At 65.9% G+C, this 23049-nt stretch carries 21 protein-coding genes; 13 read left to right on the top strand and 8 right to left on the bottom strand.

Annotated elements, in window-relative coordinates; translation table 11 throughout:
- Nucleotides 1-135 precede the first annotated feature (135 nt).
- The 3 genes from polA (at nucleotide 136) to ACTJI5_RS19150 (ending at nucleotide 4240) form a co-directional block, all read left to right on the top strand.
- On the top strand, nucleotides 136-2946 hold the full coding sequence (gene polA, locus ACTJI5_RS19160) for a DNA polymerase I (RefSeq protein WP_440861423.1): 2811 nt from the start codon (nucleotides 136-138) through the stop codon (nucleotides 2944-2946).
- Complete coding sequence (locus ACTJI5_RS19155) at nucleotides 2943-3446, top strand: hypothetical protein (protein ID WP_440861422.1); 504 nt, start codon at nucleotides 2943-2945, stop codon at nucleotides 3444-3446. The genes polA and ACTJI5_RS19155 overlap by 4 nt, the downstream gene beginning before the upstream one ends.
- A gap of 119 nt (nucleotides 3447-3565) precedes the next feature.
- A complete protein-coding gene (locus tag ACTJI5_RS19150; RefSeq protein WP_431561944.1) occupies nucleotides 3566-4240 on the top strand; it encodes a CDP-alcohol phosphatidyltransferase family protein in 675 nt (224 codons plus the stop codon).
- Between the two features lie 6 nt (nucleotides 4241-4246).
- Here the strand turns inward: ACTJI5_RS19150 and ACTJI5_RS19145 are convergent, their stop codons facing one another.
- Nucleotides 4247-5140 carry a prephenate dehydratase gene (locus ACTJI5_RS19145; protein ID WP_058536682.1) on the bottom strand — a complete coding sequence of 298 codons (894 nt, stop codon included), beginning with the start codon at nucleotides 5138-5140 and terminating at the stop codon, nucleotides 4247-4249.
- A 272-nt stretch (nucleotides 5141-5412) separates the two neighbouring features.
- On the opposite strand from ACTJI5_RS19145, the gene ACTJI5_RS19140 reads away from it, so the two are divergent.
- Together ACTJI5_RS19140 and ACTJI5_RS19135 are read left to right on the top strand one after the other, a co-directional pair.
- Nucleotides 5413-6066, top strand: a complete 654-nt coding sequence (locus tag ACTJI5_RS19140) for a c-type cytochrome (RefSeq protein ID WP_440861421.1) — start codon at nucleotides 5413-5415, stop codon at nucleotides 6064-6066.
- Nucleotides 6066-6500: a c-type cytochrome gene (locus ACTJI5_RS19135; protein ID WP_440861420.1), complete on the top strand. Its 435-nt coding sequence runs from the start codon at nucleotides 6066-6068 to the stop codon at nucleotides 6498-6500. Before ACTJI5_RS19140 ends, ACTJI5_RS19135 begins: the two co-directional genes overlap by 1 nt.
- A gap of 150 nt (nucleotides 6501-6650) precedes the next feature.
- Here ACTJI5_RS19135 and ACTJI5_RS19130 read toward each other — a convergent pair whose 3' ends face one another.
- Both ACTJI5_RS19130 and ACTJI5_RS19125 read right to left on the bottom strand, forming a co-directional pair.
- Nucleotides 6651-7526, bottom strand: a complete 876-nt coding sequence (locus ACTJI5_RS19130) for an LOG family protein (RefSeq protein WP_058536685.1) — start codon at nucleotides 7524-7526, stop codon at nucleotides 6651-6653.
- 38 nt (nucleotides 7527-7564) lie between these two features.
- On the bottom strand, nucleotides 7565-8266 hold the full coding sequence (locus ACTJI5_RS19125) for an extensin family protein (protein ID WP_439512942.1): 702 nt from the start codon (nucleotides 8264-8266) through the stop codon (nucleotides 7565-7567).
- A 171-nt stretch (nucleotides 8267-8437) separates the two neighbouring features.
- Here ACTJI5_RS19125 and ACTJI5_RS19120 point away from each other — a divergent pair, with 171 nt between their 5' ends.
- The 3 genes from ACTJI5_RS19120 (at nucleotide 8438) to ACTJI5_RS19110 (ending at nucleotide 12493) form a co-directional block, all read left to right on the top strand.
- Nucleotides 8438-9565, top strand: coding sequence for a phosphoserine transaminase (locus ACTJI5_RS19120; protein ID WP_440861419.1), 1128 nt, complete (start codon nucleotides 8438-8440; stop codon nucleotides 9563-9565).
- 86 nt (nucleotides 9566-9651) lie between these two features.
- Entirely contained in the window at nucleotides 9652-11238 is a 1587-nt protein-coding gene (serA, locus tag ACTJI5_RS19115; RefSeq protein WP_058536688.1) for a phosphoglycerate dehydrogenase, read from the top strand.
- A 142-nt stretch (nucleotides 11239-11380) separates the two neighbouring features.
- Nucleotides 11381-12493 (top strand): ATP phosphoribosyltransferase regulatory subunit, encoded by a 1113-nt coding sequence (locus ACTJI5_RS19110; protein WP_440861418.1) that lies wholly within the window; start codon nucleotides 11381-11383, stop codon nucleotides 12491-12493.
- Here the strand turns inward: ACTJI5_RS19110 and ACTJI5_RS19105 are convergent.
- Nucleotides 12490-12867 (bottom strand): DOPA 4,5-dioxygenase family protein, encoded by a 378-nt coding sequence (locus tag ACTJI5_RS19105; protein ID WP_058536985.1) that lies wholly within the window; start codon nucleotides 12865-12867, stop codon nucleotides 12490-12492. The genes ACTJI5_RS19110 and ACTJI5_RS19105 overlap by 4 nt on opposite strands.
- 133 nt (nucleotides 12868-13000) lie before the next feature.
- Here ACTJI5_RS19105 and ACTJI5_RS19100 point away from each other — a divergent pair, with 133 nt between their 5' ends.
- Nucleotides 13001-14290: an adenylosuccinate synthase gene (locus ACTJI5_RS19100; RefSeq protein WP_440861417.1), complete on the top strand. Its 1290-nt coding sequence runs from the start codon at nucleotides 13001-13003 to the stop codon at nucleotides 14288-14290.
- Here the strand turns inward: ACTJI5_RS19100 and ACTJI5_RS19095 are convergent.
- Nucleotides 14280-15173 carry a haloalkane dehalogenase gene (locus ACTJI5_RS19095; protein ID WP_440861416.1) on the bottom strand — a complete coding sequence of 298 codons (894 nt, stop codon included), beginning with the start codon at nucleotides 15171-15173 and terminating at the stop codon, nucleotides 14280-14282. The genes ACTJI5_RS19100 and ACTJI5_RS19095 overlap by 11 nt on opposite strands.
- Nucleotides 15174-15261: 88 nt before the next feature.
- Here ACTJI5_RS19095 and ACTJI5_RS19090 point away from each other — a divergent pair, with 88 nt between their 5' ends.
- Nucleotides 15262-15762 (top strand): L,D-transpeptidase family protein, encoded by a 501-nt coding sequence (locus ACTJI5_RS19090; RefSeq protein ID WP_440861415.1) that lies wholly within the window; start codon nucleotides 15262-15264, stop codon nucleotides 15760-15762.
- A gap of 8 nt (nucleotides 15763-15770) precedes the next feature.
- Nucleotides 15771-16361, top strand: a complete 591-nt coding sequence (locus tag ACTJI5_RS19085; protein WP_440861414.1) for an NADPH-dependent FMN reductase — start codon at nucleotides 15771-15773, stop codon at nucleotides 16359-16361.
- On the opposite strand, the gene ACTJI5_RS19080 is transcribed toward ACTJI5_RS19085, so the two are convergent.
- The gene (locus tag ACTJI5_RS19080; RefSeq protein ID WP_440861413.1) at nucleotides 16358-17671 is read right to left on the bottom strand and encodes a spinster family MFS transporter; all 1314 of its coding nucleotides are present in this window, start codon (nucleotides 17669-17671) and stop codon (nucleotides 16358-16360) included. The genes ACTJI5_RS19085 and ACTJI5_RS19080 overlap by 4 nt on opposite strands.
- Nucleotides 17672-17782: 111 nt before the next feature.
- Between ACTJI5_RS19080 and ACTJI5_RS19075 the strand changes: the two genes are divergently transcribed.
- Entirely contained in the window at nucleotides 17783-19375 is a 1593-nt protein-coding gene (locus ACTJI5_RS19075) for an amidase (protein WP_440861412.1), read from the top strand.
- A 17-nt stretch (nucleotides 19376-19392) separates the two neighbouring features.
- Here ACTJI5_RS19075 and ACTJI5_RS19070 read toward each other — a convergent pair whose 3' ends face one another.
- The gene (locus ACTJI5_RS19070) at nucleotides 19393-19878 is read right to left on the bottom strand and encodes a DUF2721 domain-containing protein (RefSeq protein WP_058536695.1); all 486 of its coding nucleotides are present in this window, start codon (nucleotides 19876-19878) and stop codon (nucleotides 19393-19395) included.
- Nucleotides 19875-21089: an LL-diaminopimelate aminotransferase gene (locus ACTJI5_RS19065; protein WP_440861411.1), complete on the bottom strand. Its 1215-nt coding sequence runs from the start codon at nucleotides 21087-21089 to the stop codon at nucleotides 19875-19877. Before ACTJI5_RS19065 ends, ACTJI5_RS19070 begins: the two co-directional genes overlap by 4 nt.
- 114 nt (nucleotides 21090-21203) lie before the next feature.
- Between ACTJI5_RS19065 and ACTJI5_RS19060 the strand changes: the two genes are divergently transcribed.
- Nucleotides 21204-22982: a PHA/PHB synthase family protein gene (locus tag ACTJI5_RS19060; protein ID WP_440861410.1), complete on the top strand. Its 1779-nt coding sequence runs from the start codon at nucleotides 21204-21206 to the stop codon at nucleotides 22980-22982.
- Nucleotides 22983-23049 lie beyond the last annotated feature (67 nt).

Below are 23049 nucleotides of genomic sequence, written 5' to 3'. Positions count from 1 at the left end.
ACGCGGTCCTTGCGCCGACCCGAAGCCGACATGAACCTCGAGCCGCGAAATAACCTTTCGGCTCCACACGTGCATGAGGAAGAAAGCGGGAACAGCGCCCTAGGCCGCTCGCACCTCCCCTGCTACATCCGCACCATGTCGGACAAGAATCATCTCTATCTGGTCGATGGCTCCAGCTACATCTTCCGCGCCTATCACCGCCTGCCGCCGCTGACGAACCCCAAAGGGGTGCCCGTCGGTGCGGTCTATGGCTACACAACGATGCTGTGGAAACTCGCCAAGGATCTGCACGACGCCGACGGGCCGACGCACCTTGCGGTGATCCTCGATCATAGCAGCCAATCGTTCCGCAACGAGATTTACGATCAGTACAAAGCGAACCGGCCCGAGCCGCCCGAGGATCTGCGCCCGCAATTCCCGCTGATCCGTGACGCGACGCGCGCTTTCTCGCTGCCGTGCATCGAGATGGAGGGTTTCGAGGCCGACGACCTGATCGCGTCCTATGCCGAAGCGGCGGTGCGCGAAGGCTGGGACGTGACGATCGTGTCGTCGGACAAGGATCTGATGCAGCTGATCCGTGAACCCGCCGAGGGCCCGCAGGTCGACATGCTCGACACGATGAAGAATGTCCGGCTCGGACTCGAAGCGGTGAACGAGAAGTTCGGCGTCACCCCCGATCTCGTCGGCGACGTCCTCGCGCTGATGGGCGACAGCGTCGACAATGTTCCCGGCGTGCGCGGGGTCGGGCCGAAGACCGCGACCAAGCTGATCCAGGAATATGGCAACCTCACCGCCGCGCTCGACGGCGCCGCGGGCATGAAGGCGTCGAAGCTGCGCGACAATCTGATCGAGCATCGCGGCATGGCCGAACTGTCGCGCATCCTCGTCGACCTGAAGCGCGATGTTGCGCTGCCCGACGCGCTCGATACGCTGAAGCTCGGCGCGATCCCGCCGCTGCCGCTCAAGACCTTCCTCGACGAACATGGCTTTCGCTCGCTGTCGGCGAAGCTCGACCTCGGCGCGACACCGGGCGGTCCACCGACCTTCCCGCGCGCGAGCGCCGCGCCGGTTGCCGCGCCCGCCGGTCCGTCGACGCCGGCGCTACCCGCGATGCCGCCCATCGACCGGTCGGTTTATGAATGTGTCACCACCGTCGAAGCGCTCGACCGCTGGATAGCCGAAGCGCGCGCCGCGCATGTCGTCGGGGTCGACACCGAAACCGCGAGCCTCGACAGCGTCACCGGCCGCCTCGTCGGGGTCAGCATGGCGACCGCCCCCGGCCGTGCCTGCTATATCCCGCTCGGCCATGGTGGCACCGACATGTTCGCCGAAAAGCCCGAGCAGATCGCGATGGACGTCGCGATCGGGCGGCTGCACGCGCTGTTCGCCGACGATGCGGTGTTGAAGGTCGGGCATAATCTGAAATACGACATCGGCGTGCTGGCGCAGCACGGCATCACCGTCGCGCCGTACGACGACACGCTGGTGATGAGCTTCGCGCTCGACGCGGGCAAGCATCAGCACGGGCTCGACGAGTTGGCGAAGCTCCACCTCGACCACACCTGCCTGACCTTCAAGGAAATGTGCGGCACAGGCAAATCGCAGATCAGCTTCGCCGAAGTGCAGCTCGACCGCGCGACCGAATATGCCGCCGAGGATGCCGACGTCGCGCTGCGCCTCTGGAAATTGCTCAAGCTGCGCCTGCCGGTCGAGGGCGGGACTCGCGTCTACGAGATGGTCGACCGCCCGCTCGCCTCGATCGTCGAGGGGATGGAGCGCGCGGGGATCAGGGTCGACCGCGAATATCTCGCGCGCCTGTCGGGCGAGTTCGCCAACGAGATGCTGCGCATCGAGGGCGAGATCCACGGGCTCGCCGGCCAGCCCTTCGCGATCGGCAGCCCCAAGCAGCTCGGCGAAATCCTGTTCGACAAGCTCGGCCTCAAAGGCGGGCGCAAGGGCAAGTCGGGCGACTGGTCGACCGACCAGAGCGAACTCGAACGATTGGAACGCGACGGGGTGCCGATCGCGCGCAAGATTTTGGAATGGCGCCAGCTTGCGAAGCTGAAGTCGACCTATACCGACGCGCTGCAGCAGCAGATCAACACCACGACCGGGCGTGTCCACACGAGCTACAGCCTCGTCGGCGCGCAGACCGGGCGCTTGTCGTCGACCGACCCGAATTTGCAGAACATCCCGATCCGCACCGAGACCGGCCGTCAGATCCGCGACGCATTTATCGCCGCACCCGGCCATGTGCTGATCGCCGCCGACTATAGCCAGATCGAGCTCAGGCTCGCGGCGCATATGGCCGACGTCCCCGAACTCAAGGAAGCCTTTGCGCGGGGCGACGACATCCACAGCGCGACCGCGATCGAATTGTTCGGCGAGGTCAACCGCGACACGCGCGGCAAGGCGAAGACGGTCAATTTCTCGATCCTCTATGGCATCTCGCGCTGGGGCCTTGCGGGGCGGCTCGAAGTCACGCCCGACGAGGCGCAGGCGCTGATCGCGCGCTATTTCGAGCGCTTCCCGGGTATCTCGGACTATATCACCGACACGCTCGAAGGCGTGCGCGCCAAGGGTTACACCGAGACTTTGTTCGGCCGCAAAACCTGGTTCCCGCGCATCAAGGCGGCGAACCAGAATGAGCGCGCGGGCAGCGAGCGCGCCGCGATCAACGCGCCGATCCAGGGCACCAGCGCCGACCTGATCAAGCGCGCGATGGCACGGATGCCGAAGGCGCTTGCCGACGCGGGGCTCTCCGACGTCCGCATGCTGCTCCAGGTCCATGACGAACTCGTGTTCGAAGCGCCCGAGGACAAGGCCGGAGCCGCAGGCGCGGTGATCCGCGCGGTGATGTCGGGCGCCGCCGAACCGGCGCTCCAGCTCTCGGTTCCGCTCGAGGTCGAGGTCGGCATCGGCAAGAGCTGGGGCGAAGCGCATTGATCGCCTCGCTGCTGTTCGTCGCGGCGCTCGCCGCCGATCCCGCCCCCGCGCCTCCCGAAGCCGCGGCCGCTTCGGCGCCCGCGCGCCCGTCGCCGGTCGCCGACACCGACTTGCGCGAATTTGCCGCGATTGCGGGTCGCAAGGTTGTCGGCCGCGCGGTCGGCAGGCCCTATGCGAACGCCGACAAGGTGTTGCTGATCGCCCGCGACGACAAGGGCTATCCGGTCGTCGCCGCGAGCATGGGCTTTCCCGTGCGCCAGTCGCTTCCGGGGCCGCCCGCGACGACGCTCGCGGTCATCCGCATTCACCAGCGGTACGAAACGACCATCCCAGGCCCCACTCCCGATGATCTTGCTTTCGTCGCCGCAAACAAGCTGCCGCTGTTCGTGATCGGCGAATGGGCGCGCCCAGCGCCGATGTGGGAGGTTGCGTGGGTCGACGACGCGGTACGCTATCGCGCAGTCGGCGATGTCGGCGAAATCGGTCCCTGGCGGGACTGATCGTCGCACGCACGCGGCGCACTGACCGCCCTGCCCTTTCGCAAACCCGACTTTGCCTCTATGACGCCGCGATGACATCCGGCCGGCACTTTTGTGACAGCCGGCAACAAAGGGTTCTCATGAGCAAGTTCGAACCCGTCGCCAAGGCGCCGGTCCGCATCCAGCAGAATATCCTCGCGCGCAGCGAACGCCGTCTTCTCAACTGGTTATGCGCGCGCCTTCCGGGCTGGGTGACCCCCGACCAGCTCACCACGCTCGGTTTCGCCGGCGCGGTGCTGGTTGCCGCGGGCTATGTGCTCAGCTGGTTCGACAGCGAATGGCTCGGGCTGTCGCTCCTCGGCTACATCGTCAACTGGTTCGGCGATTCGCTCGACGGCAGCCTCGCGCGCTGGCGCGGTATCGAACGCCCCAATTACGGTTATTTCGTCGACCATAGCGTCGATGCACTCGCGACTTTGCTGATGATCAGCGCGATCGGGATGAGCCCCTATATGCGGCTCGACGTCGCGCTGATGGCGGTGATCGGCTATTTCCTGCTGTCGATCCACACCTTCATCGCCGCCAAGGTCGTCGGCGAATTCCGCCTGTCCTATATGGCCGGCGGCCCGACCGAGCTGCGCCTGATGCTGATGGCGATGACGATTTCGATGCCGATCATCGGCGGCGGCGACATCCACGGCACCAATTTCTCGGCCTTCGACCTGTTCGCGCTGGTCGTCTCTAGCATCCTTGTGACGCTGTTCATCGTCCAGACGTCAGCCACCGCCCGGATGCTGCGCCGCCGCGGCGGATAGCCAGAATCAGCGGCGCGCCCGCGCCTGCGGGTAGGTGCCGAGCAACCGCAGCGACTTGGTCTGGAAATCGAGTTCCTCGAGCGCGCGGTCGATCCGCTCGTCGCCCGGCGCACCGACGATGTCGCAGTAGAATTGCGTCGCGGCGAAGCTGTCGCCGGTCTGATAGCTTTCGAGCTTGGTCATGTTGACGCCATTGGTCGCAAAGCCGCCGAGCGCCTTGTAGAGCGCGGCAGGAATATTCTTCACCTCGAACATGAAGGTCGTCATCACCGGGCCGGTGATCGCGGCAACGTCGGCCAGCGGTTCGCGCGCGAGGATGACGAAGCGCGTCGTGTTGTGATCGGCGTCCTCCATCCCCGTGCCGTGGAGCGTCAGCCCGTAAAGTTCGGCGGCGTGCGGCGGTGCGAGGGCGGCAAGCCCGACCTCATCGCTGTCGGCAACCCACGCCGCGGCGCCCGCGGTATCGCTGTGCGCGACCGGCGCGATATTGTTGGCGCGCAGCCAGTGGCGGCACTGGCCGAGCGCCTGCTCATGGCTCATCGCGCGCGTGACGGGGCCGAGGTCGCGGCTCATCAGGCCGTAGCGGATGGGCAGGAAATGCTCGCCGACGATCGACAAGCCGGATTCGGGGAGCAGGAAGTGGATGTCGGCGACGCGGCCGTGCAGGCTGTTTTCGATCGGGATGATCGCGCGGTCGACGCGGCCGTCGCGCACCGCGTCGATCGCGTCCTGAAACGCATAGCAGGGCATCGGCAGCGAGTTCGGGTCATATTCGCGCGCGGCAAGATCACTGTTCGCGCCCGGCGCGCCCTGGAATGCCAGCCCGCGCGCGGGTTCGGCGAGTGCCGCGTTGCGCATTTCGTCGACCAGATGCTGTGCCGAAGCCGAATAACTGCCCATGATTGCCTTCCCAAGCTCGCACCTTTCTCGGCGAGAAAGCTGCTCGATTCCTTGTCGGGGAGCACTTCTCGTCCGAAAACCGGTTCCCACTTTTCGGGAAGTGCTCCGGAGCCGCGGCGCATAGCCGCCCCGCCGCGACCGCGCAACCGGCGCGCACGCCGTTGCCATTCCCCGATTTCATCCCCTTGCGCCGCCGTCGCCGCACCAGTAAGGGAGCGTCCAAATCAAATATGCGCCCGGCAAGCGGGCGTCAGCTAACGGGGCTGCTACGCATGGACAATCGCAACAATACTATTGCCGGCTGGGTGCTGTTTGCCGGCATTTGCGCGCTGGGCCTGACCATCGGGTCGAGCATGTTGTTTGCCAGCCACAATCCCGAAAAGCCCGGTTATCCGATCGAAGACGCCGAAGCCGGCGCGGGTGGCGGCGAATCGGCCGTGCCGCTCGCCAACCTGCTCGCCGCCGCCGATCCGGCGAAGGGCGAAGCGGTGTTCGCGAAATGCGCCGCATGCCACACGATCAACTCGGGCGGCGCCAACGGCATCGGCCCGAATCTGTTCGGTGCGCTCGGCAAGGCACATGGCCATGTCCCGGGCTTCGCCTATTCGGCGGCGCTGAAGGGCGTTGCGGGCAATTGGGATTTCGAAGGCATGAACGCATGGCTGACCAGCCCGCGTAAATATGCCCCCGGCACGAAGATGTCGTTCGCCGGCCTCGGCAGCGCCGAAGATCGCGCGAACCTGATCGTCTATATGAACAGCCAGGGTTCGAACCTGCCGCTGCCCGCCGCCGAAGCGGCGCCCGCAGCCGCGGAAGGCGCCGCTCCGGCCGAGACCGCTGCCGCTGCACCGGCAGCCGAAGGCGCCGCGGCCGCTCCGGCCGCTGACGCCGCGGCTGCGCCCGCGCCGGCCGAAGCCAAGAAATAATGCGGCTCGCGCCCGTCCTGCTGGCGGGCGCGCTGGCGCTCGCCGGTTGCGGCAAGAGCGAGACGCCGTCCGAGGCGCCGGCGACGGGCGAGCCCGGCGTCGAAGCGCCGGCGCCCGCGGTCGCCCCGACCGCCGCGATGGGTGAACAGGTCTTTCGCCGCTGCGTCGCGTGCCATACGGTCGACAAGGGCGGCAACAACGGCATTGGCCCCAACCTGCACGGCGTCGTCGGCGCCGCGGTCGCGTCGAAGCCCGGTTTTTCCTATTCGGGCGCGATGAAGGCAAAGGGCGGCGTCTGGGACGAGGCCGCGCTCAACACCTATCTCACGGCCCCGATGAAAGATGTTCCGGGCACGCGCATGGCGTTCGCCGGCGTGATTGACGCCGCGGACCGCAAGGCGCTGATCCTCTTTCTCGAAGAACAGTCGAAATAATTTCGATCCTCCCTGTGACGAAGTCATGGGGAGGTGGCAGCGCGGAGTGCTGACGGAGGGGCCAAAACGCGACGTTGCGGCCCCCTCCACCCCCCGGCTTCGCGGGCGGTCCCCCTCCCCATCGCTTCGCGACAGGGAGGAAATATTCCCTCAATTCGGGTTCTGCACGTTGCCGTAGAAATCCTGGATGATCTTCCACGCCTCTTCGGCGGTTTCGACGAAGTGGAACAGCGACAGATCGCGCTGGCTGATCACGCCCTCCTCCACCAGCGCGTCGAAATTGACGACGCGGGTCCAGAATTCCTCGCTGAACAGCACGATCGGGATCGGTTTGATCTTGCCGGTCTGGATCAGCGTGAGCAGTTCGAACGTCTCGTCGAACGTCCCGAACCCGCCCGGGAACACACAGACGGCGCGCGCGCGGAGCAGGAAGTGCATCTTGCGCAGCGCGAAATAGTGGAACTGGAAACTGAGGTCGGGGGTAACATAGCGGTTCGGCGCCTGCTCGTGCGGCAGCACGATGTTGAGCCCGACCGATTCTTTGCCCACGTCGTCGGCGCCGCGATTCGCGGCTTCCATGATCGACGGCCCGCCGCCCGAACAGACGACGAAGTTGCGGCAGCCATTTTCGTCGGGCGGCACCTGGCTCGCGATCCGCGCGAGTCCCCGCGCCTCCTCATAATATTTGGCCTTAGCCGCGAGCCGCTCGGCAATCCGCTGCTCCTCGGGCGTACGCGCCGCGTCGAGCACGGCCTGCGCGCCGTCGGGCGACGGAATGCGCGCCGAGCCATAGATGACGAGCATCGACTCGATCTTCGCTTCGTCGAGCATCAGTTCGGGTTTGAGCAGTTCGAGCTGGAAGCGCACCGGACGCAGATCTTCGCGCAGCAGGAACTCGGTGTCCTGGAACGCCAGCCGATAAGCCGGGCTTTGCGTCTGCGGGGTCGATACCGCCTGTTTGGCGAATTGCGCGTCGTCCTTGGCTTTGTGGAAACGCGAGCGATGGGGTTGTTTGTCTTCTGCCATTGGCGGACGGCTAGCCGTTCCGCGCGACTTTGCCAAGCTTAGCGGCAGTAGCCGGTGCCGCTCATGTCGAAGTGGAAATGATTATAATGCGCCGCGTTGTAATCGGGGCCGAGCACGGTCCCGAAGCGGCGGCAGCCCGATTTGTGGAGCGCGCGGAGGAATTCCTGCGACGATTTGTCGCCGGTCCATCCGCCGTCGAGCATAACGCGGCGGCCGTCGGCGAGCAGGAAGCCCGAGACGTCGATCGCATTCGAAAAGGCGTGCTGCGACATCCGCCCCGACCGGCCGCCATAAATGTTGCGGCAGCTGTAGGTTCCGAAGGTCTCGATCTTAACGACCTCCTGCCCCAGATATTTCCGCGCCGCGGGTTTCACCGCATATTGCACCCATGCGGCGAAATTCTTCGCGAGCGGACAGGTCATCGCGCCGAGCCCCGACACCGGCGTGCCGATATCGAGCAGCTTCACCGAATCGATCGAGGTGCAGCCGCCGCCATGATCCTCGTTCGGTAGCGGGGTGAAGCGCACGCCCGCCTGCTTGAGATCGAACGCGCATTGCTGTGCTTCGGCGCTGGTGAAGGAGGGGGTGCCGACGGCTTGCGGGCGGTTCGGCTTGCTCGCGGTCGGGCGTTTCCCGCCGCCGTTCTTCATCGCCTCGGGGGCGCCGAAACAGGCGGACAGTGCCAGCGCCGCACTAGCGGCAACCAATATCCGGAGCTTCAAGAACGCAGGGACCCCCATGACGCCAAAATACCGCCGAAATGGTTAACAAGCTGTATACCTTTTTCTCCACTCGTCGAAAATTTCGCCCGGTCCGTGCAATTTGTTTGACAGTTGCGCGCTCCACCCTAAACGCGGCGCCGGGCCACGCGGTCCCAACGCCGCGCGAGCTCTCTGCGAGGAGAGACTAAAATGACTGAAGTGCCGACGCCTGTATTGCGCCCTGCGCGCCCCTATTTTTCTTCCGGACCCTGCGCCAAGCCGCCGGTCTGGTCCCCTGAAAAACTGAACACCGAATCGCTCGGCCGCTCGCATCGTGCGAAGATCGGCAAGACGCGTCTGCAGTACTGCATCGACCTGATGCGCGAGATGCTGCAGCTCCCCGACACGCACCGCATCGGCATCGTTCCGGGCAGCGACACCGGCGCCTTCGAGATGGCGATGTGGACGATGCTCGGTGCCCGCCCCGTCACGACGCTCGCTTGGGAGAGCTTCGGTGAGGGCTGGGTCACCGACGCGGCCAAGCAGCTCAAGCTCGATCCGACCGTCATCCGCGCCGATTACGGCCAGCTTCCCGACCTCGGCCAAGTCGACTGGTCGAACGATGTGCTTTTCACCTGGAACGGCACGACGAGCGGCGTCCGCGTTCCGAACGGCGACTGGATCGCCGCCGACCGCGGGGGCCTGAGCTTCGCCGACGCAACCAGCGCGGTGTTCGCTTACGACCTGCCGTGGGACAAGATCGACGTCGCGACCTTCAGCTGGCAGAAAGTACTCGGCGGTGAAGGCGGGCATGGCGTGCTGATCCTCGGCCCGCGCGCGGTCGAACGGCTTGAAAATTACACCCCCGCCTGGCCGCTGCCGAAGGTGTTCCGCCTCGTCTCGAAGGGCGCGCTCGCCGAAGGCGTGTTCAAGGGCGAGACGATCAACACCCCGTCGATGCTCGCGGTCGAAGATGCAATCTTTGCGCTCGAATGGGCGAAATCGCTCGGCGGTCTCGACGGCCTGAAGGCGCGCAGCGACGCGAATGCCGCGGCGCTCGACAAGATCGTCGAGGAACGCGCGTGGCTGAGCCATCTCGCCGCCGATCCCGCTAGCCGCTCGAAGACCTCGGTCTGCCTGTCGGTCGCGGGTGCCGACGAGGGCTTCATCAAGAAGTTCGCGGGCCTGCTCGATGCCGAAGGCGCAGCATACGACATCGCGGGTTATCGCGACGCGCCTCCGGGCCTTCGCATCTGGTGCGGCGCGACCGTCGACACCGCCGATATCGAAGCGCTCGGCCCGTGGCTCGACTGGGCTTACGCCTCGCTCAACGCTTGACGTCGTCCCAGCGAAAGCTGGGCCGCTATCGATCATTCCCATTCCCAACGATCCCAGCTTTCGCTGGGATGACGGAGAAAAATGACATGACCGCTCCCAAAGTTCTCATTTCCGACAAAATGGACCCCAAAGCCGCCGCGATCTTCAAAGAGCGCGGCATCGACGTCGACGTCATCACCGGCAAGACCAAGGACGAGCTGATCGCGATGATCGGCGACTATGACGGCCTTGCGATCCGTTCGGCCACCAAGGTGACCGCCGACGTCCTCGCTGCCGCGACGAACCTGAAGGTCGTCGGCCGCGCCGGTATCGGCGTCGACAATGTCGACATTCCGGAGGCGTCGAAGAAGGGCGTCATCGTGATGAACACGCCGTTCGGCAACAGCATCACCACCGCCGAACATGCGATCGCAATGATGTTCGCGCTCGCGCGCCAGATTCCCGAAGCCAACGCGGGAACCCAAGCGGGCAAATGGCCGAAGAATGACTTCATGGGCGTCGAGCTGACCTCGAAGACGCTCGGCCTGATCGGTTGCGGCAATATCGGCAGCATCGTCGCCGAACGCGCGCTGGGCCTCCGCATGAAGGTCGTCGCCTTCGATCCGTTCCTGACCCCTGAGCGCGCGATCGAGCTCGGCGTCGAAAAGGCCGATCTCGACACCTTGCTCGCCAAGGCCGATTTCATCACGCTGCACACGCCGCTGACCGACCAGACGCGCAACATCCTGTCGGCCGAGAATATCGCGAAGGCGAAGAAGGGCGTGCGGATCATCAATTGCGCGCGCGGCGGGCTGATCGATGAAGCAGCGCTCAAGGACGCGCTCGACAGCGGCCATGTCGCGGGCGCCGCGCTCGATGTGTTCGCGCAGGAGCCGCCGGCGGCCGATCATCCGCTGTTCAGCGCGCCGAACTTCATCTGCACGCCGCACCTCGGCGCATCGACCGACGAAGCGCAGGTCAATGTCGCGATCCAGGTCGCCGAGCAGCTGTCGGATTATCTGCTCACCGGCGGGATCACCAACGCGCTCAACGTCCCCAGCCTCTCGGCCGAGGAAGCGCCGAAGCTGCGCCCCTATATGAGCCTCGCCGAAAAGCTCGGCAGCCTCGTGGGCCAGCTCGCGCACGATAACCTCACGACGATCTCGGTCGAGGTCGAGGGCGCCGCCGCCGAGCTCAACCTCAAGCCGATCACCGCCGCGGTGCTCACCGGCCTGATGCGGCGCTATTCGGACAGCGTGAACATGGTCAACGCCCCGCACCTCGCACGCGAGCGCGGGCTCGACGTTCGTGAGGTTCGCCACGACCGCGACGGCGATTACCACACGCTCGTCCGCGTCACCGTGGCGACCGAGCAGGGCGATCGTTCGGTCGCGGGCACCTTGTTCAGCAACGGCGACCCGCGCCTCGTCGAGATGTTCGGGATCAAGGTCGAGGCCGACCTCGACGGCCATATGCTCTATATCGTCAACGAGGATGCCCCGGGCTTCATCGGCCGCATCGGCACCGCGCTTGGCGAGGCGGGGCTCAACATCGGCACCTTCCACCTCGGCCGCCGCGCTGCGGGCGGCGAAGCGGTGCTGCTGCTGTCGCTCGATTCGCCGATGCCCGAGCCTTTGCTGTGGCAGCTGTGCCAGCTTCCCGGCGTGAAGACGGTGAAGGGTTTGAAGTTCTGACTTTAGTCCCCCTCCCGCTTGCGGGAGGGGTTAGGGGAGGGCATGTCAGCACAGTCCTGACCAAACGGGCCCTCCCCCGACCCCTCCCACAAGTGGGAGGGGAGTCATTGACTCCGGCCCCCGCCGTTCTAAGGCCGCACGCATGACCAAGGCCCCTGCCCTGCTGCCCGAAGGTTTGCGCGACCGCCTCCCCCGACAGGCGGAGGCCGCGTCGCGCGTCACCCGCGCGCTCGTCGATGCGATGCGCGCGCATGGTTATGGACGCGTCGCGCCGCCGCTCGCCGAATTCCGCGAGACGCTCGGCGGCGAGGATGAGCGTTCGACGCGCGACCTGCTCCGCTTCACCGATCCGGTGTCGCAGCGCACGCTCGCGCTGCGCCCCGACATCACGCGGCAGGTCGGCCGTATCGCAACCTCGCTGCTCGCCAAGGCACCGCGCCCGCTGCGCCTTTGCTACGCCGGGCAGGTCGTCAAATTGCGTGCGAGCCAGCTACGCCCGGCGCGCGAGATGCTGCAGGTCGGCGCCGAGCTGATCGGCAGCGACAGCGTCGCCGCGGCGCGCGAGATCGTCACCGTCGCGATCGATGCGCTCGAAGCCGCGGGGATCGGCCCGGTTACGATCGATTTCACCCTGCCCGACGTCGTCGATTTGCTCGCGAACGGGCCGTTGCCTGTCGACGCCGACATCCAACAGCTCCGCGACGAACTCGACGCCAAGGACGCGGGCGCGCTGACCCGCCTCGGGGCCGAAGCCTATCTGCCGCTGCTGCGCGCGACCGGCCCGTTCGATCAGGCGATCCCCGACCTGCGCGCGTTCGATACCACGGGCGTCCTCACCGCGCGCATCGACGCGCTCGAAGCGATCGCCGCGCCGATCCGCGACCGCGTGACACTGACCCTCGACCCGACCGAGCGTCATGGTTTCGCCTATCAAAGCTGGTTCGGCTTCCAGATCTTCGTTCCCGGACAAGGAGATGCGGTCGGCCGCGGCGGCGGCTATTCGATTCCCGTCGGCGAACAGGAAGAATCCGCCGTGGGCTTTTCGCTCTATCCCGATCCGCTGATCGATGCCGGGCTCGGCGCCGAGGACGATGCCGACCGCCGCATCTTCCTGCCGCTCGGCCACGATCCTGTGCTGGCTGCGAGCTTGCGCGCCGACGATTGGCAGACGGTCGCGGCACTGTCCGACAGCGACAGTGCGCGCGCGCTCGGCTGCGGGTTTATTCTCGGTCCCGACGGGCCGGTCGAGGCCTAAAAATCCGAAATCCCAAAGCGCGGAATGCCTTGATTCACGCCCGGCGGATCGAGCACGGTGACGTCGAGCTCGACGGGCTCGCCGATCCAGTGCGCCAGCGTCGTATGATCGGCAAGGTCGTCGTCGGTCAGCGGGTGCACGAGCGCGCGCAGCCCTGTCGCCTCGATCGTCGCAACCACCGCCGGAACCGCTGCACCCAGAAAATGCACCTCATATTGCGCAATCGGGTGCGGCCCCGCGGCGCCGTCAGTCATATCGCCGACGAATAGAATCGCTGCGTCGTGGCTGAACCCGTCGCGCAGTTCGGTGGCGGCGGCGCGCTCGGCATCGTCGAAATAGATATGGGCGTGATAAGGGGCGTCGGGGTCGATCATCGCGGGCATCCTTCTTTTCGCCTCGCTACCCTGCCAAAAAGAGCGACGCAACCGTGCCACTGCCCTTGCCTCTGCGGCCAAATCCGCTAAGGCCGCGCCGGGTCAGGATGGCCCCGCACAGCAGGACATTGTCATGGCAAATGTTACCGTCATCGGGTCGCAATGGGGCGACGAGGGCAAGGGCAAGATCGTCGACTGGCTCGCCAGCCGCGCCGACGCCGTGGTCCGCTTCCAGGGCGGTCATAATGCCGGCCATACGCTCGTCGTCGGCGAACAGGTCTACAAGCTGTCACTGCTTCCCTCGGGCATCGTTACCGGGACGTTGTCGATCATCGGCAATGGCGTCGTGCTCGACCCCTGGGCGCTGCGCGACGAGATCACCAAGCTGCGCAAACAAGGCGTTGCGATCAACCCCGAGAATTTCGCGATCGCCGACAATTGCGCGCTGATCCTGCCCTTCCACCGCGACCTCGATGCCCTCCGCGAGACCGCCGCGGGCGCGGGCAAGATCGGCACCACCGGGCGCGGCATCGGCCCCGCCTATGAGGACAAGGTCGGCCGCCGCGCGATCCGCGTCTGCGACCTCGCGCACCTCGACAAGCTGGAGCCGCAGCTCGACCGCCTGACCGCACATCACGACGCGCTGCGCGCCGGCTTCGGCGAACCGCCGATCGACCGCGAACGCCTGATCGCCGACCTCACCGAAATCGCCGACTATGTGCTCGAATATGCGCAGCCGGTGTGGAAGCGCCTGAAAAAGGTCCGCAAGGCCGGCGCGCGCATCCTGTTCGAGGGCGCGCAGGGCGTGCTGCTCGACGTCGATCACGGCACCTATCCCTTCGTCACCAGCTCGAACACCGTCAGCGGCACCGCAGCCAGCGGCTCGGGCCTCGGCCCCGGCGCGGTCGGCTTCGTGTTGGGGATCGCCAAGGCCTATACGACGCGCGTCGGTAGCGGCCCCTTCCCGACCGAGCTTGAGGACGAGATCGGCCAGAAGCTCGGCGAGCGCGGCCACGAATTCGGCACCGTCACCGGGCGCAAGCGCCGCTGCGGCTGGTTCGACGCCGTGCTCGTTCGGCAAAGCTGCGCGGTGTCAGGCGTGACCGGCATTGCGCTCACCAAGCTCGACGTGCTCGACGGCTTCGACACGATCCGCATCTGCACCGGCTATCGCCTCCGCGGGAAAATCCTCGATTATTTCCCCGCGCATTCGGCCGATCAGGCCGAAGTCGAGCCGATCTATGAGGAAATGGACGGCTGGCACGAATCGACCGCGGGCGCGCGCAGCTATGCCGACCTGCCCGCGCAGGCGATCAAATATATCCAGCGCGTGCAGGAATTGATCGAAACCCCGATCGCGCTCGTGTCGACGAGTCCCGAGCGCGAAGACACGATCCTGATCCGCGATCCGTTCAGCGATTGACGCTGGCGGCGGCGACGTCGCGGATCGCCGCGACGAAGCCGGCGGGATCGTCCTCCTGAATGAAGTGGCCGCCCTTCAGCGTGCGGTGCGTCATGCCGTGGGTTCCCGGAACGCGCGCCGTGAACAACGTATCGCCGCCGCGCGTGATCGGGTCGCCGTCGGAAAAGCAGCAGAGGAACGGCTTGTCGAACGCTTCGAGCGCCGCCCACGCGCGTTTCTGGTCGGGGACCGCGACATTGTCGCCGAGCGGGACGAACGACGGATAGACGCGCGCCGCGACCTTTGACGCGCGTGTCGGAAAGGGCGCGTCATAGGCGGCGATCTCGGCGGCGCTCAATTCGCGCTTCGCCCCCGCCTTGACGATCTTGCCGATCGGGAAGACGGGGCTGTATCGCGAAAAAGTGCGCCAGATCGCGAAGGCGCGCGGCGCAGGCTGGCCTTCGGGAAGCCCGCCGTTCGAGAGCGCGACCCCGGCGAAGCGTTCGGGCATTTCGGCAACCAGTCGCAAGCCGATCAGCGAACCCCAGTCCTGACAGGCGAGGACGATATTTTGCAGGTCGAGCGCCTCGATCCATTGCCGCATCCACATGACCTGCGCGGCATAGCTATAGGCGCCGCGGCCCAGCGGCTTGTCCGAGCGGCCGAAACCGATGAGGTCGGGCGCGACGACGCGGAAACCCGACGCCGTCGCGGGACCGATCATATGGCGCCAGAGATAGGACCAGGTCGGCTCGCCATGCAGCATCAGCACCGGCTGCGCATCGGCCGCGCCCTCATCGACGTAATGGACGCGAAGGCCGTCCTCGATCTCGAGATATTTCGGCGCATAGGGCCAGTCGGGCAGCCCCTCGAAGCGCGCGTCGGGCGTACGGTAAATGGCCATGATGTCGATCCCCCCAATGCTCACTTTAGCCCCCGGCGCCGCACTGGCAACCTCTTGCCGGGCCGCGCCAAAGGCGTAGGGTCGCACGATGCGCCGCGCCTCGTCCCTCGCCTGCCTGCTTCTCGCCGCGTGCGGCGCCGCGAGTTCGCAGCCGTCACTGCCCGCGGGCGCCAAGGCCGACCGGCTGCTCGTCGACAAGAGCGAGCGCGTGCTGATCGCCTATGCCGGGAATCGCGAGATCGTCCGTTACAGGAATATCCGCTTCGGCGACGCGCCGACAGGGCACAAGCAGTTCGAGGGCGACGAGCGCACACCCGAGGGAAAGTACCGGATCAGCGGTCGCAACCCGAAGAGCGCCTATCATCTGTCGCTGCGCATATCCTATCCGAACGCCGCCGATCGCGCTTTCGCCAAGGCTAAGGGACGCGCGCCCGGCCGTGACATCTTCATCCACGGCCAGCCGAACGCGTGGCCGGGGCCGCCCTTTGCGCGCGACTGGACCGACGGCTGTATCGCGCTGTCGAACGCCGAGATAAAGCAGCTGTGGGATATCGTGCCCGACGGCATCCCGATCACCATCCGGCCCTAGGAAACCCCATGTCACGGCACATCCTCGTCTTCTACGGCAGTTATCGCCGCGACCGGCAGGGCATCAAGCTCGCGCAGTGGATCGTCGACGCGATCATGGCGCGCGGCGACAGTGCCGAACTGATCGACGCGAAGGCGGTGGACCTCCCGATGCTCGACCGGATGTACAAGGAATATCCGAAGGGCGAGGCGCCAGCCGCGATGGAGGAGCTCGCGGAAAAGATCCGCGCCGCCGACGGCTTCCTGTTCGTGACCGGCGAATATAATTGGGGGCCCCAGCCGGGACTCAAAAACCTGACCGACCATTATCTCGAGGAATGGTTCTGGCGCCCCGCGGCGATCGCCTGCTACTCGGCGGGACCGTGGTCGGGAGTGCGCGCGATGATGGGCTGGCGCGATACGCTGGGCGAGATGGGAATGGCAGTCACCTCCTCGATCCTGCCCGTCGGACGGATCGGCGGCGCGTTCGACGCCAATGGCGAACCCGCGGGCGAGGACGGCGCGCGGCTGGTCAAGGGCTTCCCGCGCTTTGCCGACGACCTCAATTGGTGGATCGATGCCGCCAAGGCGCAGCGCGCGCGGCAGGATCCACCTTACTAACCCGATTTCAGCTCGGCCTTCAGCCGCAGGCTTGCGCGCCAGAAGAAGAAGGCCGGGATCAGGCCCAGCCATGCTGCGCCGTAGAGCACCCAGCGTACGCTTTCCTGCCCCGCAAGCGGCTGCAGCGCGTCGGACAGCACCCCGAACAGGAAAGGCCCGAGCCCGAGCCCGATGAGGTTCTGCCCGAACAACATGATCGATGCCGCGACCGCGCGCGCCTGCGGGCGCACCAGCCCCTGCACACAACCGTATGCGGGGCCGTAATAGGCCGAGTTCAGGATCGTCGGAATGATGAGCAGCGCGACGGCAATGCGCCAGTCCTCCATGAAGTAGCCGAGGAACAGGATCGGCGCCGCAACCGCCATACCATAGGCAGGGAAGGTCAACAGATGCTTCTTGTCGCGCGGGCCGAACTTGTCCGCCATCTTGCCGCCGAGCCAGGTGCCGAACACACCCGCCAGCCCCAGCACGACCGCCATCGACAGCCCGGCTTCGGTCGTCGACAGGCCATGGCTGCGGATGAAGAAGCTGATCGTCCACAGTGCCTTGCCATAACCGAGGAAGGCGACGACCGACGACGCAATCAGGATATAGATGAAGGCGCGCGACGCGAAGATTTCGCGCATCGCCTCGCCCGTCGACAGCCGCACCGCGGCGGCGGCGGTCGCGGCGGCTTCGGCGGTGCGGCTGTGCCGCGGCTCGCGCATCACGAACAGCACGACGAGCGCGAGCAGCAGGCCCGGCGCGCCGACGAGCATCAGCGCGATGCGCCAGCCGTAGAGATCGTTGACGATCCCGCCGATGATCAGCCCGAGCAGCGACCCGATCGGTACGCCCAGGCCATAGAAGGCGATCGCCGACGAGCGTTTTTCGGGCGCGACGCTGTCCGAAATCAGTGAGTGCGCCGCGGGCGTACACCCCGCCTCGCCGACGCCGACGCCGATTCGTGCGAAGAGCAATTGCACGAAATTCTGCGCGAGTCCGCACACCGCGGTCATCGCCGACCAGATCGCGAGCGCGAGCGCGATCAGGCGGACGCGGTTCGTGCCGTCCTTGTCGGCATAGCGCGCGATCGGGATGCCGAGCAGCGCGTAAAAGACCGCGAAGGCGGGGCCGGCGAGCAGGCCGAGCTGCGTGTCGGACAAGCCGAGGTCGGCCTTGATCGGTTCGGCGAGGATGTTGACGATCTGCCGGTCGAGGAAGTTGAAGATATAGACGATCAGCAGGATCCACAGCATCGTCCGCGTCTCTGCGGAAACGCCGGTGGCCGGTGAGGCGATGCCCTGCGACGAGGCAGCTTTATCCGTCATTATGATCTCCCGCCGCCAAGGGAGCAGACCGGGGGGAGTGGTGTCAACGCCGTTGGGGCGAACCGAAATTGCCCGCTTGCAATTGCCGCTACGGCTGCCAGCCTGCAGCCCATGCAAAAAATTTCGCTGCTCGGCGCCGCCGCCCTTCTCGCGATCGCTCCCGCCACCTCACCGGTCTCCGCCATGCCGCCGCCGCTTCCCGAGGTCGAAGGCAAGGACGCCGCGACGCTGCGCGCCGAAATGGAGAGCGGGCGGATTTACGAAGGGCTGACCGCGCTCGTCTATCTCGACCGGATCGGACGGATCGACGATCATGGACCCAAGCTCGATGCCGTGATCGCGACGATGCCGCAAGCCGACCTCAATGCCGAGGGGAAGCGGCTCCATGACGAGCGCATCGCGGGCAAGGCGCGCGGCCCGCTGCACGGCATCCCCATCCTGCTCAAGGACAATATCGAGGCGGCGGGGCCGCTGCCCACAACGGCGGGCTCGCTCGCACTCAAGGACAATGTGACGAACCGCGATGCGCCGCTCGTCGCGCGGCTGCGCGATGCGGGGGCGATCATCCTCGGCAAGACGAACCTCAGCGAATGGGCGAACATCCGGTCGGACAATTCGACGAGCGGGTGGAGCGCGGTCGGCGGCCTCACAAAGAATCCGCATGCGCTCGATCGCAACAGCTGCGGCTCGTCGTCGGGCAGCGCCGCCGCGGTCGCCGCGAGCCTCGCGCCGCTCGCGATCGGCACCGAAACCGACGGATCGATCACCTGCCCCGCCGGGGTCAACGGCATCGTCGGGTTCAAACCGAGCGTCGGCCTCGTCAGCCGCACGCATATCGTCCCGATCAGCCACAGCCAGGACACCGCCGGACCGATGACGCTGACGGTGCGCGATGCCGCGGCGGTGATGAGCGTGATCGCGGGCAGCGACCCCGCCGATCCCGCGACCGCCGAAGCCGATGCGCGGAAAGCCGACTATGTCGCCGCGCTGTCGCCCGACGCGCTGAAGGGCAAGCGCATCGGGGTGATGCGCGACCGTGTCGGCGACCGCGCCGACATCGCGGCACTGTTCGATGCGGCGCTGAAGCAGATGGAAGGGCTCGGCGCGACGCTGGTCGAAATCGCCGACAGCCGGAAGGGCGATGAGGGGCTTGGCGCTGCCGAATTCGAAATATTGCTCACCGAACTCAAGGCCGACATGGCGACCTATCTGGGCAGCTTGCCGAACGCGAATGCGCCGCGGTCGCTCGCCGATGTCATCGCGTTCAACAAGGCGAACCCCGACGAGTTGAAGTGGTTCGGCCAGGACATATTCGAACTCGCCGAGACGAAGGGCGGCCTCGACAGCCCAGCCTATCGCGCCGCGCGCGAAAAGGCGGTGCGGCTCGCGGGCCCCGAGGGTATCGACCGGTTGCTGAAAACCCATGACGTCGACCTGCTCGTCGGGGTCACCAACGGCCCCGCGTGGGTCAGCGACCTGGTCAATGGCGACAGCTACAAGAGTCCGGGCACCAGTCAGCTTCCCGCGGTCGCCGGCTATCCGCACCTGACGGTGCCGATGGGCGCGGTCGAGGGGCTGCCGATCGGCCTCTCCTTCATCGGCGCCAAATGGAGCGACGCCGCCATATTGGCCGCGGGCTACGCCTATGAGCAGGCGAGCGGGAAGCGCGTGGCGCCGACTTATCGGGCCAGCGTGACGCCCTAACCATCGTCCTCACGCCGTCAGCGCCGGTCGCGCCGCTTCTTCCAGCCCATTTCCTCGAGTTCGAGCAACTCCATCGGCACATGGATCGCGCGCACGGCCAGCCGCACCTCGACGAGGAACAGGATCAGCGAGATCAGCAGCAGCAGCATCGCGACCGTGAATGCCCACGCCGACGCGCGCCCGAGGTTGAATCCCGCGACCTCCTGCGCAAAGAGCAGCGCGACGAGCAGGCAGACGACGATCCCGCACGCCACGGCGGAAAGGATCGAATTGTTGATGATCCCCATCCTGCGGTCGGCGATGCGCAGTTCGGCGACGATGCGCTCATGCTCGACGCCCTCGGTCTCGGACCAGCGCTCCATCAGGTTGCGCGAGCGGTCAACGACGCGCGCGAGGCGGCCCGCGATGACGTTGAGCAGGCTGCCGGTCGCCACCAGCAGAAATACCGGCGTGACCGACAGCTGAATCGTCTGCGCAATCGCGCCCGCGTCGAGTCCCGTCATCCCCCGGCGGCAACCGAGGGCGTGTTCACGCCATGCATTGCGAGGAATTTGCGGACGTTGCGCGCGGCCTGACGGATGCGCTGTTCATTTTCGACCATCGCGATGCGGACATAGCCTTCGCCGTCCTCGCCATAGCCGACCCCCGGCGCGACCGCGACCTTGGCGTGGGTGAGCAATTGCTTCGAGAATTCGAGGCTGCCCATCTCCTTGAGCGCGGGGGGCAGCGGCGCCCAGGCGAACATCGACGCCTTCGGGCTCGGGATGTCCCAGCCCGCGCGACCGAAGCTTTCGACCATCACGTCGCGGCGCTTCTGGTAGAGGTCGCGGTTCTTCTGCACGATATCCTGCGGGCCATTGAGCGCGGCGCAGGCCGCAGCCTGAATCGGCGTGAACGCGCCATAGTCGAGGTAGGATTTGACGCGCGTCATCGCCGCGATCAGCCGCTTGTTGCCGACCGCGAAGCCCATGCGCCAGCCCGCCATCGAATAGGTTTTCGACATCGAGGTGAATTCGATCGCGACATCTTTCGCGCCCGGCACCTGCAGGATCGAGGGCGTCGGGTTGCCGTCGTAATAAAGTTCCGAATAGGCGAGGTCGCTGAGAACCCAGACCTTATTCTCCTTCGCCCACGCGACAAGGCGCTCATAGAAAGCGAGGTCGACGGCTTCGGCGGTCGGGTTCGACGGGTAATTGACGACGAGGATCGACGGACGCGGCACGGTGAACGCCATCGCGCGGTCGAGCGCGCGCCAGTAATTCTCGTCGGGCGTCGTCGGCACGCTGCGGATCGTCGCGCCCGCGATGATGAAGCCGAAGGTGTGGATCGGATAGCTCGGATTCGGCGCGAGCACGACGTCACCGGGACCCGTGATCGCGGTCGCGAGGCTCGCGAGCCCTTCCTTCGACCCCATCGTCACGACGACCTCGCTCTCGGGGTCGAGTTCGACGTTGAAGCGGCGCGCGTAATAATTCGCCTGCGCGCGGCGGAGGCCCGGAATGCCCTTCGACTGCGAATAGCCGTGCGCGTCGGGCTTCATCGCGACTTCGCAGAGCTTTTCGATCACATGCGGCGGCGGCGGCAGGTCGGGGTTGCCCATCCCCAGGTCGATGATGTCTTCTCCCGCGGCGCGGGCGGCCGCACGCATCGCATTGACTTCAGCGATGACATAGGGCGGCAGGCGCTTGATGCGATAGAATTCATCTTCGGACATGGGAAACTAGAACAACTCCTTTGCATTAGGTGTGATTGACGCGAGCGGCAGCCTCGCCAGCCGCATCGCGGCTTGTTATAGGCATATTATCCGCACTGACCAGCAGGAACGAGCATGAACGACACGGGCAAGGACGAGACGATCGAAACGCCGAATCCCTTCATGCCATCCCCCGACGACATGCAACATTGGGCGAGCGTGATCGGCCGCGCGCAGCAGATGATGCTCGAATATGCGCTGGGTCAGGCGAACGACGGCAATGCGAGTGCCGCGGCGCTGTTCGACCCCGCCAAATGGCTCGACAATCCCGCGACGAAGCTGTGGACCGAGCAATCGTCGAAGATGTGGGATCAGGGCGTCGCCTTCTGGACCTCGCTCGCCAGCATCGGCCAGCCGATCACGCCCGACGCGCCGGCCGAGGGCGTGAAGGATCGCCGCTTCACCGATGCCGAATGGACGACCAATCCGGTCTTCGCGATGATCCGCCAGACCTATGGCCTGCTCGCCGAACAGATGCTCGCGACGACGCGCCAGTTCGAGGGGCTCGACCCCGCGGCGCGCGCGAAGATGGAGTTCGCCGCAAAGGCGATGGCCGATGCGATGGCGCCGACCAATCTGGCGCTCACCAATCCCGAAGTGATCAAGCGCGCGGTCGAGACGCGCGGCGAAAGCCTGCTCAAAGGGCTTCGCCATATGCTCAACGATTTGTCGCGCGGGCAGCTCTCCCATGTCGATCCCGACGCGTTCGAGGTCGGGGTCAATATCGCGACGACCCCGGGCAAGGTGATCCACGAAACCGACCTTTACCAGCTGATCCAGTACACGCCGACGACGATGGAGGTGCTCGCCGTCCCGCTCCTCATCTTCCCGCCGTGGATCAACCGCTTCTATATCCTCGACCTCAACCCTGCGAAAAGCTTCGTAGCCTGGGCGGTCGAACAGGGATTGTCGGTGTTCGTCGTGTCGTGGAAGTCGGCCGACGCGTCGATGAGCGAGATCGTCTGGGACGATTATGTCGCGGCGCAGGTCGATGCGATCGACACGGTGCGCGCGGCGCTCGATGTCCCGGCGGTCCACACGATCGGCTATTGCGTCGCGGGCACCACGCTCGCCGCGACGCTCGCGATGCTCTCGGCGCGCGGCGAAGCCGACAAGGTCCAGTCGGTGACCTTCTTCACCGCGCAGGTCGATTTCGAACAGGCCGGCGACCTCAAGATGTTCGTCGACGACAGCTATCTGGCGCTGCTCCAACAGCTCTCGGCGCCGGGCTTCCTCGACGGGCGCTATATGGCCGCGACCTTCAACAGCTTGCGCGGGCGCGACCTCATCTGGAATTATGTCGTCAGTAATTATCTGCTCGGCAACGACTATCCGCCCTTCGACCTCCTTTACTGGAACGGCGACACGACGAACCTGCCCGCGAAGTGGCACCGGCAATATCTGGTCGACCTGTACCGCGACAATCGCATGGTGATCCCGAACAGCCTGTCGGTGATGGGCACGCCGATCGATCTCAGGAAGATCGAAACCCCCGCCTATATTCAGGCAGGGCGCGAGGATCATATCGCGCCGCTCGCCAGCGTCTGGCGGCTGATGGATCATCTGTCGGGGCCGAAGACCTTCCTGCTCGCGGGCTCGGGCCATATCGCGGGGGTGGTCAACCCGCCCGCCGCGGGCAAATATCAATATTGGACCGGTGACAGCGGTGCCGCGACGCTCGACGATTTTGTTGCGAGCGCGAGCGAGACCAAGGGCAGCTGGTGGCCGCACTGGATCGGGTGGATTTCGCAGCGGGATAGCGCAAAAATCCCGGCGAAGGGCGCGCGCATCCCCGGAAAAGGCGCCAAAAAGGCCATCGAGGACGCCCCCGGCCGCTATGTCAAACAGCGGTAATATCTAGCGAATATCCTGTCTTCGGGGCGCAGCGACAAGAATTTTGTGCAGTGCACAAAAAATATCC

The organism is Sphingopyxis sp. 22461, from assembly GCF_052044915.1.
Classification (GTDB): Bacteria; Pseudomonadota; Alphaproteobacteria; order Sphingomonadales; family Sphingomonadaceae; genus Sphingopyxis.
This window is presented reverse-complemented; position numbering and strand designations above follow the sequence as displayed.